This is a genomic window from Pedobacter sp. CAN_A7 (genome assembly GCF_015752175.1).
In the GTDB taxonomy this organism is placed as follows: domain Bacteria; phylum Bacteroidota; class Bacteroidia; order Sphingobacteriales; family Sphingobacteriaceae; genus Pedobacter.
Window position 1 is genome coordinate 932,656 of the sequence record NZ_JADOUW010000002.1, and the last position, 15,543, is coordinate 948,198.

Sequence of the window (15,543 nt, forward strand, 5' to 3'; positions counted from 1 at the left end):
ATACATGAAATTACTAGAAGGAAAAACCGCACTGATCACGGGTGCATCTAAAGGAATAGGCCGCAAAATAGCGGAGAAATTTGCAGAGCAAGGCGCTAACGTAGCTTTTACTTATTTATCATCGGTAGAAAAGGGAGAAGCCCTTGAACAAGAGTTACAAGTTTATGGTACCCAAGTGAAAGGTTATCGTTCTGATGCTTCTAAATTTGACCAGGCAGAGCAGTTAATCACGGCTATCGTAGCAGATTTTGGTACACTTGATATCGTGGTAAACAATGCCGGTATTACCAAAGATGGTTTATTGATGCGCATGAGTGAAGAAAACTTTGATGATGTAATCAATGTGAACCTGAAATCTGTGTTTAATGTAACCAAAGCGGCGTCTAAAATCATGATGAAAAACCGCAAAGGCGTGTTTATCAACATGAGTTCCGTTGTAGGGGTGCAGGGTAATGCAGGTCAGGCCAACTATGCCGCTTCTAAGGCAGGTATTATTGGTTTTTCTAAGTCGGTAGCTAAAGAATTAGGTTCCCGCAACATCCGCTCAAACGTAGTGGCTCCAGGTTTTATCCGTACAGAAATGACCGAAGTATTGGATCCTAAAGTGGTTCAGGGCTGGGAGCAGGGTATACCTCTAAAAAGAGCAGGGGAGCCGGATGATGTGGCTAATGTATGCGTTTTCCTGGCTTCAGACATGAGTGCTTATGTAACCGGACAGGTATTATCAGTTTGTGGCGGAATGTTATAACCACAAACGTCTTGTTGTAGATAGTTTATCCTTATTTAATTTTTAATCTTATATTAAGCCACTGTTTAAACAATTAGCAGTGGCTTAGTACGTTATTGCCAAGCATTGTAAATTTCATTACATGTAAAATGGATAAGGGGAATCAGATCATTAAAAGAAATAACGTTCGGGTCATCGGGCAGGGTAGGCAAACTATAATGTTTGCTCATGGCTTCGGCAACGACCAGAACAGCTTTAATGCTATCGTTCCTGCATTCGAAAATGATTATAAAATTGTATTGTTTGACTATGTAGGCTCCGGACAGTCAGATCTTGCCGCTTATGATGAACAGCGGTATAAAACCCTTAGTGGTTTTGCCATGGATATTGTAGAAATCAGTCATGCGCTAGACCTTCGTGATGTTATATTTATTGGCCATTCGGTAAGCAGTATGATTGGTGTGCTTGCTGCAGAGCAAGAACCTGCCTTATTCCAAAAGCTTATTTTTATTGGTCCTTCGCCTCGTTATATTAATGAGGAAGGTTACCATGGTGGTATAGACCTTAACGATTTAGAAGACCTGATGGCGGTAATGGACAGCAATTACCTGGGCTGGTCAAGTACCATGGCACCAGCTATTGTTGGAAATCCAGACCGGCCGGAACTTGGGCAGGGAGTTACCGCATCATTCCAGGCTGCAGATCCCACTATCGCCAGAAACTTTGCCAAGGTTACTTTTTATTCAGATTACAGGGAAAAATTGCCTTTTTTAAAGGTCCCAAGCCTAACCATACAAGGACAAGATGATGTCATCACTTCGGTGAGGGTTGCGCAGTATGTACACCAGCATACGCCAGATAATCAAATGGCCATCCTGAATTCTTCAGGTCATTGTCCGCATTTAAGCGATCCGGACGCTGTCATCTCCGCCATTAAAAACTTCATATAGTACGAATCAATATGCATAACCAGGACCCTTCGGCTACACCCTTAGATGAATTCATTAATACGGAGTTCCTCTACCAGCATGCGCCATGCGGTTATGTATCTTTCGATGCACATGGTGAAATTATCCGCATCAACGAAACATTTTGCCAGTGGTTAGGTATGGATAGGGCGGCTATAAGCGAAAAAAACTTTACTTCCTTATTAAACACTGCTGGGGCTATGTATTTTCAGATGGTTGTTAACCCGATGTTACACCAGCATGAAATGGCCAGTGAGGTTAATTTTAAATTTGGCAAAGATGAGTTGCAATTTGATGGCTTGTTCAATGCGGTGGTGCACAAAAATGAGCATGGTGAGGTTGTGGTGATCAATGCTACAGTGCATAAAATAACGAATCGCAAGAAGTATGAGCAAGATCTGCTCCTAGCAAAACACGAGGCAGATCAGGGCAAAAAAAGGTTTGAGTTTCTATCTAACAGTATTCCGAATTTAATATGGACCGTGATGCCATCGGGGGAAGTAGACTTTATTAACCAGCGGCTTAAAGATTATTTTCAGCAAGATGATCTTAGCTGGTATAGTAATTTTGGTGGCTTTCCGGAAGATGAAAGAGCGAGGGTGATGAAAGCCTTTGACCAATCATTGAAAAAGGGTACAACCCTGGATCTGGAGGTGACAATGATTAATCCCGAAGGCAAGCATGAGTGGTTTCTATTCCGGATGGAACCATTTGTTAACGACGAGGGTGCAATTGAATTATGGATTGGATCAGCAACAACCATACATAAAAGCAAAGTGGAGCAATTGGCTAAACAATCACAATTAACATTAAACCTTTCTACAGCAGAGAAAACCATTAGCGAGAATAAAGGATTGTTCACTAAGATTGCTTTTAACCAGTCGCACATGATTAGGAAACCGTTGGCTAATATCATGGGGCTTATACCTTTACTTCAGGGGGAGAAGCTTTCAGAAGAAGGTCATTACGTGCTTAAATGTATGGTAGATAGTGTAGAGGAATTAGATTATCTGGTTAAAGAGGTAGTGAAACAAACCGAAATAACTTAATCTTTTGGAGCTTCTTTAATGATCACGAAAACGTCCTCATTCGGTTTCTTCATGTAATATTTTTCCCTGGCAAACTTCTCGGCAGTTTTAAGGTTGGTGTTCAGTTCGTTTAAATCTTTCTTTACCTTGGCCGTTTCCTCCGTATAAAAGTCCTTTTCTTCTTGTAATTTATTTACTTCCGTCCGGAATTCATATTGCGATAGCATGTCATTTTTGTCAAAAAACAGCATCCACACCACAAAAGCTGCGGTGGCGATAAAGTATTTGTTGCGACAAATTTCAAGTAATCGTTTCATGATAGACAAATATAAATAAAAGCAGCAAAAAAAATCCCTGCCTGGTTAAAGGTAGGGATTAATTTAATTAAAATCTATGGCTGGTAAAAGCCACAAGAAACAATTGTTTATTTCTTTAAAAACTTGAAGTCTTTACCGATGAAACGGCCAGCGCTTCCAAGTTCTTCTTCAATACGTAACAACTGGTTGTATTTTGCAATCCTGTCTGAACGTGAAGCTGATCCTGTTTTGATCTGACCACAGTTTAACGCTACCGCTAAATCTGCTATCGTTGTATCTTCAGTTTCACCACTTCTATGACTCATTACAGAAGTATAGCCACTGTTTTGTGCTAAACTTACTGCATTGATGGTTTCAGTTAATGAACCAATTTGGTTAACTTTTACTAAGATAGAGTTTGCAATGCTTTTATCAATACCTTGTTGAAGGCGTTTAACATTGGTTACAAACAAATCATCACCTACAAGCTGTACTTTATCGCCAATGGCTAAAGTTAATGCTTCCCAGGCAGCCCAATCGTCTTCATCTAAACCATCTTCTATGGAAATAATAGGGTATTTACTAGCCCAATCCACCCAGTAGTTCACCATTTCGTCCGAGGTTAATTTCTCGCCAGATGATTTATGGAAGTTATATGTTTTTGTTTTTGAATCGTACATTTCTGAAGCAGCAGCATCCATGGCAATCCAGATGTCTTTTCCTGGTGTAAAACCAGAAGCTTCAATAGCGGTTAATACCGTTTCAATAGCTTCAACATTAGAACCAATGTTTGGTGCAAAACCACCTTCATCACCTACGTTAGTAGAATATCCTTTTTTCTTTAAAACTGTTTTCAGGTTATGGAAAACTTCAGTACCCATTTGCAAAGCTTCAGAGAAACTTTTAGCACCTAAAGGCATGATCATGAATTCCTGGAAATCAATTTTGTTATCCGCATGTGCACCACCGTTTAAGATGTTCATCATGGGAACTGGTAAAGTGTTAGCGTTAACACCACCAATATAACGGTATAAAGGTTGTCTGCTTTCTTGAGCTGCAGCTTTAGCCACCGCAAGAGAAACACCTAAAATAGCATTAGCACCTAAATTTCCTTTATTTTCAGACCCATCAAGGTCGATCATTAGTTTGTCGATCAGGTTTTGTTCAAAAACATCAACACCCTGAAGTTCTTTGGCAATTTTACTATTTACATTGTCAACGGCTTTTAATACACCTTTGCCCATGTAGACTTTATTGTCTCCATCTCTTAATTCCACTGCTTCATGTTTACCAGTGCTGGCTCCAGATGGAACGGCTGCACGGCCCATGTTGCCGTTTTCTGTTACTACCTCTACTTCAATTGTAGGATTTCCTCTGGAATCAAGGATTTGCCTTGCATGAACATCAATAATTAAACTCATTTCTATTAGTTTTATGGTTAAATATGTCTTAGTGTAGATAATACAATTACTAAGTACATACCCAAAGTTAAAATAATTTTTAAACTATCGTTGAAAATCCAAAAATTACTCCCATTTAAATACCTTAACAGCTACTGCATAAACCACAATTCCCCATATTAACAGGATGAACAGCTGAAACTTAACATCCCAGAGGCCTGCACCTTCAAAGGCTATTTGTCGCATGGCATCGTTGAGGTAAGTGAGGGGTAGGGCCTTGCTGATCGGCTGCAGCCATTCAGGAAAAGCTTCTATAGGAAAAAACGTTCCGGAGAGCAAAAATTGGGGTAAGGTAACAATGTTGGAAATCGGAGGAATGGTGCTTTCGCTTTTTGCAATTCCCGACACTACAAAGCCGAAACCCATAAATACAATAATGCCAATAATGGCCAGCAAAAGCATATTGGTTACCGTGACCACGCCATGGATCAGCGTGAAATCAAAAAACACACGACCCACAATAATGATAAATAAGGCACCCAACAAGGAAAACCCTATCCTGGCCAAAGCTTCACCCAAAACAATGCTGGAGCGTTTTACTGGTGTGGCGAAAAAGCGTTTGATCACCAGGGTTTGGCGAAGGTTGAAAAATACAAAAGCAGTACCAAACACGCCAGTGCTTAACAAAGCAAAGCCTAACTGGCCTGGCAATATAAAATCAATGGTGCGGTATATTCTACCGCTAACAGTAGTTTCGTGTAATTCGGCAACGGTTGGTACTACGTCGCGGGTATTTAAGGTTAACAACAAGTTGTTAAGTAAAGATTTTAAGATGCTCGCCTCATCAATGGAAGCTGCGGTATAGGTAACATGGGTGCGGTAGGCAGGTTTGCCAGTAGGATTCTTTTCCACCGCAATGGAAGCGTCAATACTCCCTTTTTCCAGAGCTGTCTGAATCTCCGCAGGCGTTTTGTCGGTGCTCAGGCGTACCACCTGCATGTGCTGTAATTCTGCAATTACGGGGTTATTGACATCTGATCCCGGAACTACAGCCAGGTCTATTTTTACACCACCGCTGCTCATAAACCCGAAAACAAGGATAAAGATCAGGGGAAAAGCAAGGGTAAAAATAACCGCCGAAGGACTACGCATAATCGACCGGAAACTTGCTTTTGCCAAAGCTAAAGTAGCTTTGGTGTTATTATAAGGTTTACTCATGGTTTGGGGGTTATCCTTCGCGCCATTCCTGGCCGGTCAGGTTAATAAATACATCTTCCAGGTTGGCTTTTTTCACTTCTTTTTTGCGCTCGAAACCACTGGCCACCAGGTTGTCAATTAAATTGTCGGGGGTGTCCACTGCAATGATTCGTCCGTTTTCGACAAAAGCTACACGGTCGCAAAGCTGCTCCGCCTCATCCATATAATGGGTGGTGAGCACCACGGTAGTTCCCTGGTCACGAATGCCTTTAATCAAATCCCATAAATTCCGGCGCGCCTGCGGATCCAGTCCGGTAGTTGGCTCATCCAGGAAAACAATTTTTGGCGAATTAATAAGGGTTGTGGCAATGGAAAAACGTTGTTTTTGTCCGCCAGACAATGCTTTATACTTGGCTTTAGCCTTGTCTTGTAAGTTTACCTTGGCCAGCATGTCCATGGGTTTTACATCCAGGCCATACAGGCCTGAAAACAGCTCCAGCAACTCTACCAGGTTCAGGTTAGGGTAATAACCCGCGGCCTGCAGCTGCACGCCTATAATTTGTTTAATCTGCTGCGCATCTTTATCCACTGAAAAGCCATCTACGATAATCTCACCAGAAGTCTTTTGCCTTAAGGTTTCAATAATCTCCAGGGTAGTGGTTTTTCCCGCACCATTTGGACCCAGAAGCCCAAAAATCTCGTTCTCATAAACATCAAAGCTAATGCCCTGTACGGCGGTAATGTCATCATACTTCTTTACCAGGTTCCTGACACTAATGATGGTACTTCTTTTATCCATGTTGTAAAAATAAAAGGTTTTAAGGGAAAGCAAATATACTTCTCCTTAAAACCTTAAGCTATTGTTAGACGGTTATTGTTTTTATTACCAGGCTAAGTCGCCTTTGATCATTTCAATAAAATCGTCAAATAAGTAACGTGAATCATGTGGGCCAGGCGAAGATTCAGGGTGGTATTGTACCGAGAATGCTTTTTTACCTTTAACGCGGATACCTTCGATAGATTGGTCGTTTAAATTGATGTGGGTAATCTCTACTTTATCTGAGCTTTTCACCTCATCTGGTATCACACCAAAACCATGGTTTTGTGAAGTTACTTCACAATGATCTTTGATGATGTTTTTTACCGGGTGGTTTAATCCCCTGTGGCCGTTAAACATTTTCATGGTACCAATGCCATTGGCTTGTGCCAGTAACTGGTGACCTAAACAAATACCAAACATCGGTTTGTCAGCACCTAATATTTCTTTTACCGTATCAATGGCATAAGGCATAGCTGCTGGATCGCCGGGGCCGTTAGAAATGAAATAACCATCAGCACCCCATTTGTCCATCTCTTCAAAAGAAGTTTTAGCCGGGAAAACCTGCACATAAATATCCCTATCGTCGAAATTACGAAGAATGTTTTTCTTGATCCCTAAATCTAAAGCGGCAATTTTATATGTCGCATCAGGTGATCCATGGAAATAGGCTTTTTCAGTAGATACCTGTGAAGATAATTCTAAGCCATCCATAGAAGGCACGGCTTCCAGTTTCTTTTTCAGTTCTTCCACATCCGTAATTTCCGAAGAAATGATGGCATTCATGGCACCTTTATGTCTGATGTGACGAACCAATGCACGGGTGTCAATATCAGATATGCCCACAATGTTTTCTTCCTGAAAGTAGTCCTGGATAGATCCAGAGGCTTCTTTACGGCTGTAACCAATGTTGTAGTTTTTGCAAACTAAACCGGCTATTTTAATCGATTCAGATTCACCTTCCTCCTTATGTATACCATAATTCCCAATATGGGCATTGGTGGTTACCATGATCTGTCCAAAATAAGAAGGGTCAGTGAAAATCTCCTGATAACCTGTCATACCTGTATTGAAACAAATTTCGCCGGTGGTAGTGCCGATTTTTCCAGCCGCTTTTCCGTTAAATACGGTGCCATCAGCCAATAACAAGATCGCTGGTAACTTGATGTAGTTAGTCATGATAATATAAATCAGAAATTAGATTGAAAAAAGAGAAGAAATAAGGGAATGTAGTAGCGGAACTACTGCTTTTTGTGTTAACAAATGTGTTGTTATGTAACCCCTGCATTTCGGGATACAAAGATAGGAGTTTAAGAGGTAAATTCAATATTTTTTTTAATACAGGTAATAACCCCTATTTTCCAATTGTAAAACTTAATTTTGTTACCTTAAAACTAATAGAAATGTCCATAAATAAAGAAGTTAAACGCATTACTACTCATACACTTCAGGCCATGAAAGACAATGGGGAGAAGATTGCCATGCTTACTGCTTACGACTATTCGATGGCAACCATCCTTGGCGATGCTGGACTTGATGTATTACTGGTAGGTGACTCGGCATCGAATGTGATGGCCGGTCACGAAACGACTTTACCCATTACCCTCGATCAAATGATCTATCATGCACAAAGTGTGGTAAGAGGGGCAGGACGGGCCTTTGTGGTCGTTGATCTTCCTTTTGGAACTTACCAGGGTAACTCTAAAGAAGCATTAAACTCTGCCATCCGCATCATGAAAGAGTCGGGTGCGCATGGTGTAAAACTAGAAGGCGGACAAGAAATTGCTGAATCTGTGCAACGTATTATCACAGCAGGTATTCCGGTGATGGGCCATTTGGGCTTAACACCACAATCAATTTATAAATTCGGTACGTATACCGTAAGGGCTAAGGACGAGTTGGAAGCGGAGAAATTAAAAAGTGATGCTTTGGTTTTACAGGAAGCAGGTTGCTTTTCGGTAGTCTTAGAAAAGATCCCAGCAAAACTGGCTAAAGAAGTGTCCGAAAGCCTTCATATTCCCACCATTGGTATTGGTGCTGGTCCGCATTGCGACGGACAAGTATTAGTGGTAAACGATATGATTGGTTTAACAAAAGGTTTTAAACCTCGTTTCCTACGCCAGTACATGGACCTTTACGAGGGCATCAAGGGTGCTGCAGAAAGCTATATTAAGGATGTAAAGGGAAATGATTTTCCAAATGAAAAAGAACAGTACTAATGCCGGTTAGCGATAAAGACATACTTTTTGAAGACAATCATTTAATTGCCGTAAATAAACGTGCGGGTGATATTGTGCAGGTGGATGAAACTGGTGATGAATCGCTGGATGAAATGGTTAAAAAATATATCGCCATCAAATACAATAAACCCAGCGACGTTTTTCTGGGGGTGATGCACCGTTTAGACCGACCAGTAAGTGGGGTTATTTTATTTGCCCGTACCAGTAAAGCCCTGGCGCGGATGAATGATGTGTTCAAGAACCGGGAGGTTAAAAAAACTTACTGGGCCGTGGTACGTAACAAACCTGCAGCCCTATCGGGAACACTGGTGCATTGGTTATTAAAAAATACACAGAAAAACGTGGTTACGGCACACGCTAAAGAGGTAGCTGGTAGCCAGCGTGCAGAACTGAGTTACAAGCTGATTGGCGAACTGGGAGGTTTTTACCTGTTGGAAGTAGATCCCCTCACGGGTCGTTCGCACCAGATCAGGGTTCAGCTGGCCTCTATGGGCTGCCCCATTGTAGGCGATAACAAATATGGATATCCCCGCGGTAGCCGCAAAGGCAGTATCTGTTTACATGCCCGGCGACTACAGTTTACCCACCCGGTTAAAAAAGAACCGGTCACTATTTTTGCCAAACTTCCTGTAGATGGTTTCTGGGAACGTTTTGAAGAATTTTAACCTTACTGACAAGCAATTTTTTCAAGTACGATGCCATTGGTGTCGTACTTTCTTGTTTCTGCCGGACCGAAACCTTCAATTAACTGGTCATCTTGTTTTAAAAAGGCTACTGGTCTTTGAGAAGTGGTACCTTCTGAAGCAAATGTATAATCAAGCAACAATGTGTCACCCTTGATTTTTCCTACTACACGGCCTTCATTTTTGTCCTTCTCAAAAAGTTTATAGGTCAATCGACCGGTAATGGCCGTACCCACCTGGCTCATCGTTAAGGCTACCGTATCTCTGTTTTTTATATAGGTATAACATTCTTCCACATTGCCTGTTAACTTCTTTTCTTCTGCTACACTATCAATTTCTACTGGATTGTTGGGCTTTTGCTGACAGGCAGTCAGCACTGCGCTTAATGCGATAAAAGCTAGGGCATGGTTTTTCATGTTTCTGTTGTTATAGGGGTGATAACAATTAAAAGGGCAAAAGGTTGTTATGTAAAATAGCTTAGCATCTGTAACGGTTAAAACGAATTCGTGAATTTGGCCAAAACTATTCTATACCCAATCGTTAATATTCATTTTTTGTTAAAGGCTTTTAGTTAAGTACGGGGGTAAGAAAGGAAAAATAGAGTAGCAGATAGCAGCAAAGGAAATTAAACCTCGTGTCGATCAGGCATTAGAACAAATCTTCCCTAGAGTTAGGGAAATTTATAAGCTAAGCCGAGAAGACGAGTTGAGCACCTCAGAAATCACTATTTAATCTAAACATCTCCGAGCAAACTGTCAAAAACCAGCTCACTGCCGCATTGAAACATCTGTGTAAGGCTTGCCAGTTTTTTTATTTTGTTAGAGTACTAAGTGGCGATACTATTCTAACCAAACCTGTTGCGTAAAGGCACCGTTCGCCGCAATGTCCCATAGTTCAAGCCTTACCCATGTACGGTTCTTTAGATTAACAGTAAATTCAAACTGCTCTTTTCCGAATGCAAGGGTATTATTCAGGTTTATTCGCTCCCGGTAAACTTCTTTTCCGTCGCCGGACACTATCTCCGCGAAATTTAAAGGAAAGGTCCAATTAGCGGAGAGAACAATTTTTGTCTTGCCTGAGGAGGAGATTTTAGCTGTATTACCGGACTGTTTGCCATTTACGGTAAACACCGGAATTAGTACCTCTCCGGTAGAAACAAAGAACTTTCCTTGTCGCATCGCATCTAGTACCGACTGCCAGCCGTCTTTAAAATCAGGGAGCTTATCGAGCTGCAGGTAGTTAACATTTAAATGTGCGTACATCTCGTTTTGCTCCGTAATTGTGAAAATATCACTCTCCGCTATCACATGCTTTTTTAATCCCCAATTGGCCATATCGTCATACAGGTTGAGCACGCGCTTGCTTAAGGTCGGCAAAGAGAGGTCAGCCGGAATAGCTTTCCACGCTGCTCCAAAAAAGGTTTCAGACTTAAAAAAGGGTTCTTCTTTATAAGCATCAGGATATCCGGTTGAAGCCTTTGTCCGGGCATGCGCGGTCCAGGCAAGTCCATTCTCCACTTCAAGCAATTTCAGCATTTCGTCTTTATTCCCTATACGGTATACCTTCCCGTATTTGGGATGAACCGAAACAAAAGGCATGTTGGGCTTTCTCGACATAATCCAGTTAATCGGTTTCGGGAAAAAACTTAGCCAATGACCGCCATAAAAGTTGTTAGGCTCTTCACCGGGCAGCAAAAGAAAATTGCTATCAGAAAGCCTGGCGCACTGTTCATGAAGCGCATGCAGCTCTTTCAAACGTTCTTCATCTGGCCCCTTAGGATGGCCCGGTCCGTGAAATTCACCCAGATGAACAATATTTACTCCGGCCTTTTTAAGGACTTCTTTAAATTCAGGCTTTTCTGGTACAGGCAACCCCTTTAGCACCACATCCATAATAAACTCATTGTGGAAGTGGCTGGCCATGGTTTTATATCCCGGAAGCGGCACGTAAGAATCGCTGTGAGTAAATTTTTTTACTTCCTCTAAAACTTCTGCGGAAGTTCCAGTATCCAGCAAACAGAAAAAGTTTAAACGCTGGCTGGTTTTAGGAGGTGCATTAAACCATGGAACGTAACGTCTGTCTCCTAAAGGATCCTGGCGAATACCCATGCCGTAGCCGGGCATTAGATTTCCGTAATTCCGTCCCCACCAGGTAAACTTTAAATTAAAAGCTTCATCTAGGGGATAAAAATACTGGTGAGGAGGAGGAAACAGCGCGAGGCTTCCCACCGTACTTTGCCCAATGATGGTGCGGTACTTTACTTCCTGATCTTTTGCAGCTGTTTCGTGTACCACCTTTGTAGTTTGGAGCACATTTTTCACGTCCGACCAGGATATATTTTGCCAAACCTGTGTTTTACTTACTAAACCGGCGTCATAAAGAATCGCTGTAGAATCAGCTTCTGTAGCCATAACTGCTGCTACATTAAATAATGGGCTGCCATTATATAATGTTATTTCAAGCGCCCCCCTGAATGAGGCCGCCTGCATATCAGAAATACGAATAATGGTATGTGCGCCAGAACTGCTTACGCTTGCAGAACGTTTATCAAAGTTTACCAAGTAAGACTTATATGGCTTTTTGGGAACTCGGTCAAAAAACACATCCCATCCTCCACTTTTTGGGTCTAAGGTTCTTTTGCCGATGGTAAGAATGAAAGCAGGATCCAGTCCTGCGGCAATTTCTTTGAACTCCGCTTTTGATTCCACGCCCACACTTTTAAACAAGGGCATGCCCTTTTCAAGATCAAGTACGAGCCTTCCGTGTCCATTCCTACCTGCGGGCCATTTAACATCTATCAGCTTACCCTCTACACGTACCTTAACCCCGTTTCGTTTGTTCAACTGGGAGACATCTACGAGTTGCTGTGCTTGTAAACTAATAGCACAAATAAAAAATAACAGCAATAAGATAAATCGTTTTACTACAATAAAAGCAGGTTTATTTTGGTAAGAATTCATAGTATATTTGGTCGTAGATGGTAAATGATATGCGGGAGTTGCTATCTGTAATTCCTTGTGCATTTCCAAGTTAACAGAAATAGATGACACTTCAAAATGCTGATATAAATCTACAACCACTTGCCATGTTCAATTAGCCAGCTTGGTGTTGTTTCCCAAAACCATATCCACGGCCATACGTCTATAGAATTTGCAGGCACTTTTAGCACGACATTTTGAGAATCAAAAACAGGGATTGCCCGGTAAAAGCAACCCCTGTATAAGTATAAAATAAATAAAATGGTTTACCAGACCAGTGTCGCTACAGCACCTGCGGCTAAACTGATGCGCTGGTATTTACCGGCACTCTTCATTTGAAAATGTTGTTCAGCATCACTGTTATTGGCCACAATCAGTACTTTTTTACCATCAGGAGTTTTAAAGGCCACATTGGGTAAAGTGTTTAGGTTAGTGGAGGCAATGCGGTGTGATCCTGTCGGCACAAATTTAGACGCATGACCAATCACATAATAAGCCACATTTCTGCTTACACCCGGTGTAATGGTTAATGCACCCAAACAGTTTACACAACCACCATCGGTATGCGGACCATAATTAGCATCGGCTGCTACGTTCCATTCCAAAACATTTCTGCTCCAGTTACGTGTGGCACCAATAATCAGGGTAGAAACATGCCATTTCAGGTCTTCAGCAAACTTACTTGGTCCGCCAACCCACTGCTCCGTAAAGTAAATATGTTTGTCGGGGTGTGCCTCATGAACTTTCGACAAGGCGTCTATTGTGCCACCATATAAATGGAAAGCCGAACCATCCACATATTGTTTGGCCTCGGGGTCATCTAATATAGAGATTGGGTATTCTGGTTTATCAGCATTGTGATCATATAAAATAATTTTTGTTTTGATTCCTTCTTTTTTAAACAATGGGCCTAAGGCTGTTTTAATAAAGATGGCCTGATCTTTTGCTTCCATGTACATGCTAGGCACGTTACCCGGATGTAAAGGTTCATTCTGTATGGTAATGGCATCTATGGTAATGCCTTGCTCTTGCATAGCCCTGATGTATTTTACAAAATAAGTAGCATAACTCTGGTAAAATTCAGGTTTTAAACTACCGCCTTTAAAGCTGTTGTTGTCTTTCATCCAGACCGGCGCAGACCATGGCGAACCCAGAATCAGGAGCTTCGGATTAATGGCCACAATTTTTTTCAATACCGGAATCAAGTCGGCCATTTCCTTCGATAACGAGAATTTCTCCTGGTTAATGTCCGTTTGCCCCGCTGGCAGATCGTTATAGGTAAAAGTGTTGGCACTTAAATCTGATGCACCAATGCTTACCCGCAGGTAGTTTACACCAATACCATTGCCCTTTGGCGAGAAAAGTTCCTGCAATAAGGCATTTTTTTCTGCTTCTCCTAAATTATTAATCAGGGTGGCACTACCTCCGGTTAAGGTATAACCGAAACCATCTATGCTTTGAAATTGCTGCGTATCGTCAATATCAATCGTTTGGCGTTGGTCACTGGCATCGTTAAAGGTCAGGGAAACATTTTGCCTGGCTAATAAAGCGCGCTGATCGCCGGTGGTTAACCAAAGTCCAGTCGTACTGCTGGTATCTTGTAGTGTTTTTTTAGTGTCTGTGTCTTTTCGGGTGCTGCAAGCGCTTAAGACTACTGCGGCAAACAAGCCTACCCAGGTCATGGGTTTTATCAGGTTTTTATGATGCATTATTGAAAATGGGTTTTAATAAGGTAATGTATCAATAACACCAAAGGCTGCGTATACAGCCTTTGGTGAATGTTATTTATTTTACGTTGGGATTGGTATCTAACTCGCCCTGTGGAATCGGGAAGTAGAGTTTAGCGGCAGTTACCCCATAGTTCAGGGAAACGCCATTACCGTCTTTCTGTGCGTTCATCACCGTAATGGCTCTGTTGGTTCGCAATAAATCGAACCAGCGATGTCCTTCAAAAGCCAGTTCTAAACGACGTTCGTTTTCTATCGCTAAACGCATAGCGGCCTGGTCGGCAGCCGGTGTGCCAGCCAGTTTTACCCGTGCCCTCACCCGGTCTACAATTGTTTTTGCCTGGGCCCAGCCTCCTGCACTTTGCTCATTTAAAGCTTCAGCTTTTAATAACAGGATATCTGCTAACCTTAAAATGTAACTGTTAGATTTATCGTCTACCCGGTATTTATTCACATATGGGTAGTTAGTTTTTGACCAGTAATCATCAGTCCAGCCTTCTGAGGCTACATTTCTGAAATAAATGCTGGAGTTTTTACGCACCACATCTTTTTCTGCATCAAAAGCAGCCACAAGATCATTAGAAGGGGTGTTAAACCTTTTCCAGCCTGTACCCACAATCACACTTGGCATCCAGTTGCCATGGGCACCGCCCCAACCGTCATATTGCATCTCCCAAATAGATTCTACGTTGTTTTCATGGTTAGCATCAAATAAAGCATCGTAATCGCTTAGTAAGGCATAACCGCCACCAATTACGGCATCAGCATGTTCCACTACTTTCGCCCAATTTGGTGTGCTTTGCGAGGCATATACTTTCGCCAGCAACGCATTGGCCACACCTTTGGTTACAATACCTTTGGTTGCTCCTGTAGTTGGCGCGTTGGCGGCACCAAACTCCAGGTCTTTAATAATCTGTGTATAAATGGCTTCTACACTCGCTTTTGCCGGATAAAATTCCTCATCCTTGGTGGGCAAGGCTAATACCAATGGAACAGAACCCCATAAGCGTACCAGGTTAAAATACATGTAAGCGCGCATAATACTAGCTTCGCCCAGCATTTCATTCCTTCTATTGTTGGCATCTAATACTGGATCTGCGATGTTACCTACATTGTTTAATACAATGTTACAATCTTTAATGTTGCTGTATAAACCGTTCCAGTCTCTGGCCACGTTTCCGTTTGTAGAAATGGCAGTAAACTTGTCTATGGCAATGTTAGCAGCATTATCGCCACCAGCATAGGCATTATCTGCCGTAACATCACCGTTGGTCATAAAGTCCCAAATGTGGTAATCGTTATACATGCCTGCATAAGCGCCACGTATTAATTTTTCTGCAGCTGCGGCATCCGCAAAAGCTACATCCGGACCCACCTGGGTGATCGGCGACTTATCTAAAAAGTCTTTTTTGCAACTTCCTAGTGTCAACACAAGGGAGCCAGCTGCAATAATGGAATATATCTTTAAATTCATGTGATTAA

Annotated in this window: 14 protein-coding genes; 5 read left to right on the forward strand and 9 right to left on the reverse strand. The window is 41.9% G+C overall.

Annotation, left to right across the window (positions count from 1 at the left end; all coding sequences use genetic code 11):
- Nucleotides 1–4: 4 nt before the first annotated feature.
- The 3 genes from fabG to IWX76_RS10240 all read left to right on the forward strand — a co-directional run bounded on the left by fabG (nucleotide 5) and on the right by IWX76_RS10240 (nucleotide 2,744).
- Nucleotides 5–748, forward strand: a complete 744-nt coding sequence (gene fabG, locus IWX76_RS10230) for a 3-oxoacyl-[acyl-carrier-protein] reductase (protein ID WP_196859787.1) — start codon at nucleotides 5–7, stop codon at nucleotides 746–748.
- A gap of 128 nt (nucleotides 749–876) precedes the next feature.
- Nucleotides 877–1,677 carry an alpha/beta fold hydrolase gene (locus IWX76_RS10235; RefSeq protein ID WP_196859788.1) on the forward strand — a complete coding sequence of 267 codons (801 nt, stop codon included), beginning with the start codon at nucleotides 877–879 and terminating at the stop codon, nucleotides 1,675–1,677.
- Nucleotides 1,678–1,688: 11 nt separating this feature from the next.
- On the forward strand, nucleotides 1,689–2,744 hold the full coding sequence (locus IWX76_RS10240) for a PAS domain-containing protein (RefSeq protein WP_196859789.1): 1,056 nt from the start codon (nucleotides 1,689–1,691) through the stop codon (nucleotides 2,742–2,744).
- Here IWX76_RS10240 and IWX76_RS10245 read toward each other — a convergent pair.
- The 5 genes from IWX76_RS10245 to carA form a co-directional block, all read right to left on the reverse strand.
- Nucleotides 2,741–3,040: an FtsB family cell division protein gene (locus tag IWX76_RS10245; RefSeq protein WP_196859790.1), complete on the reverse strand. Its 300-nt coding sequence runs from the start codon at nucleotides 3,038–3,040 to the stop codon at nucleotides 2,741–2,743. The genes IWX76_RS10240 and IWX76_RS10245 overlap by 4 nt on opposite strands.
- Nucleotides 3,041–3,147: 107 nt before the next feature.
- Nucleotides 3,148–4,440 carry a phosphopyruvate hydratase gene (gene eno / locus IWX76_RS10250; RefSeq protein ID WP_196859791.1) on the reverse strand — a complete coding sequence of 431 codons (1,293 nt, stop codon included), beginning with the start codon at nucleotides 4,438–4,440 and terminating at the stop codon, nucleotides 3,148–3,150.
- 105 nt (nucleotides 4,441–4,545) lie between these two features.
- Nucleotides 4,546–5,637, reverse strand: coding sequence for an ABC transporter permease (locus IWX76_RS10255; protein WP_196859792.1), 1,092 nt, complete (start codon nucleotides 5,635–5,637; stop codon nucleotides 4,546–4,548).
- Between the two features lie 10 nt (nucleotides 5,638–5,647).
- Nucleotides 5,648–6,415, reverse strand: coding sequence for an ABC transporter ATP-binding protein (locus IWX76_RS10260; RefSeq protein WP_196859793.1), 768 nt, complete (start codon nucleotides 6,413–6,415; stop codon nucleotides 5,648–5,650).
- A gap of 84 nt (nucleotides 6,416–6,499) precedes the next feature.
- Nucleotides 6,500–7,612, reverse strand: a complete 1,113-nt coding sequence (gene carA, locus IWX76_RS10265) for a glutamine-hydrolyzing carbamoyl-phosphate synthase small subunit (RefSeq protein WP_196859794.1) — start codon at nucleotides 7,610–7,612, stop codon at nucleotides 6,500–6,502.
- Between the two features lie 224 nt (nucleotides 7,613–7,836).
- Here carA and panB point away from each other — a divergent pair, with 224 nt between their 5' ends.
- Entirely contained in the window at nucleotides 7,837–8,652 is an 816-nt protein-coding gene (gene panB / locus IWX76_RS10270) for a 3-methyl-2-oxobutanoate hydroxymethyltransferase (protein WP_196859795.1), read from the forward strand.
- Complete coding sequence (locus IWX76_RS10275) at nucleotides 8,652–9,338, forward strand: RluA family pseudouridine synthase (protein ID WP_196859796.1); 687 nt, start codon at nucleotides 8,652–8,654, stop codon at nucleotides 9,336–9,338. The genes panB and IWX76_RS10275 overlap by 1 nt, the downstream gene beginning before the upstream one ends.
- Nucleotides 9,339–9,340: 2 nt before the next feature.
- On the opposite strand, the gene IWX76_RS10280 is transcribed toward IWX76_RS10275, so the two are convergent.
- From IWX76_RS10280 to IWX76_RS10295, 4 genes are all read right to left on the reverse strand, one after another.
- Nucleotides 9,341–9,772, reverse strand: coding sequence for a hypothetical protein (locus IWX76_RS10280; RefSeq protein WP_196859797.1), 432 nt, complete (start codon nucleotides 9,770–9,772; stop codon nucleotides 9,341–9,343).
- Between the two features lie 423 nt (nucleotides 9,773–10,195).
- Nucleotides 10,196–12,316 carry a hypothetical protein gene (locus tag IWX76_RS10285; protein WP_196859798.1) on the reverse strand — a complete coding sequence of 707 codons (2,121 nt, stop codon included), beginning with the start codon at nucleotides 12,314–12,316 and terminating at the stop codon, nucleotides 10,196–10,198.
- A gap of 284 nt (nucleotides 12,317–12,600) precedes the next feature.
- The gene (locus IWX76_RS10290) at nucleotides 12,601–14,043 is read right to left on the reverse strand and encodes a glycoside hydrolase family 30 protein (RefSeq protein WP_334641680.1); all 1,443 of its coding nucleotides are present in this window, start codon (nucleotides 14,041–14,043) and stop codon (nucleotides 12,601–12,603) included.
- Nucleotides 14,044–14,119: 76 nt separating this feature from the next.
- Nucleotides 14,120–15,535 carry a RagB/SusD family nutrient uptake outer membrane protein gene (locus IWX76_RS10295; protein ID WP_196859799.1) on the reverse strand — a complete coding sequence of 472 codons (1,416 nt, stop codon included), beginning with the start codon at nucleotides 15,533–15,535 and terminating at the stop codon, nucleotides 14,120–14,122.
- Nucleotides 15,536–15,543: the final 8 nt, after the last annotated feature.

Excerpts from the sequence above, each read along its gene's own strand:
- fabG (WP_196859787.1), top strand. The coding sequence starts at position 5 with ATGAAATTACTAGAAGGAAAAACCGCACTGATCACGGGTGCATCTAAA.
- IWX76_RS10235 (WP_196859788.1), top strand. The coding sequence starts at position 877 with ATGGATAAGGGGAATCAGATCATTAAAAGAAATAACGTTCGGGTCATC.
- IWX76_RS10240 (WP_196859789.1), top strand. The coding sequence starts at position 1,689 with ATGCATAACCAGGACCCTTCGGCTACACCCTTAGATGAATTCATTAAT.
- IWX76_RS10245 (WP_196859790.1), bottom strand. The coding sequence starts at position 3,040 with ATGAAACGATTACTTGAAATTTGTCGCAACAAATACTTTATCGCCACC.
- eno (WP_196859791.1), bottom strand. The coding sequence starts at position 4,440 with ATGAGTTTAATTATTGATGTTCATGCAAGGCAAATCCTTGATTCCAGA.
- IWX76_RS10255 (WP_196859792.1), bottom strand. The coding sequence starts at position 5,637 with ATGAGTAAACCTTATAATAACACCAAAGCTACTTTAGCTTTGGCAAAA.
- IWX76_RS10260 (WP_196859793.1), bottom strand. The coding sequence starts at position 6,415 with ATGGATAAAAGAAGTACCATCATTAGTGTCAGGAACCTGGTAAAGAAG.
- carA (WP_196859794.1), bottom strand. The coding sequence starts at position 7,612 with ATGACTAACTACATCAAGTTACCAGCGATCTTGTTATTGGCTGATGGC.
- panB (WP_196859795.1), top strand. The coding sequence starts at position 7,837 with ATGTCCATAAATAAAGAAGTTAAACGCATTACTACTCATACACTTCAG.
- IWX76_RS10275 (WP_196859796.1), top strand. The coding sequence starts at position 8,652 with ATGCCGGTTAGCGATAAAGACATACTTTTTGAAGACAATCATTTAATT.
- IWX76_RS10280 (WP_196859797.1), bottom strand. The coding sequence starts at position 9,772 with ATGAAAAACCATGCCCTAGCTTTTATCGCATTAAGCGCAGTGCTGACT.
- IWX76_RS10285 (WP_196859798.1), bottom strand. The coding sequence starts at position 12,316 with ATGAATTCTTACCAAAATAAACCTGCTTTTATTGTAGTAAAACGATTT.
- IWX76_RS10290 (WP_334641680.1), bottom strand. The coding sequence starts at position 14,043 with ATGCATCATAAAAACCTGATAAAACCCATGACCTGGGTAGGCTTGTTT.
- IWX76_RS10295 (WP_196859799.1), bottom strand. The coding sequence starts at position 15,535 with ATGAATTTAAAGATATATTCCATTATTGCAGCTGGCTCCCTTGTGTTG.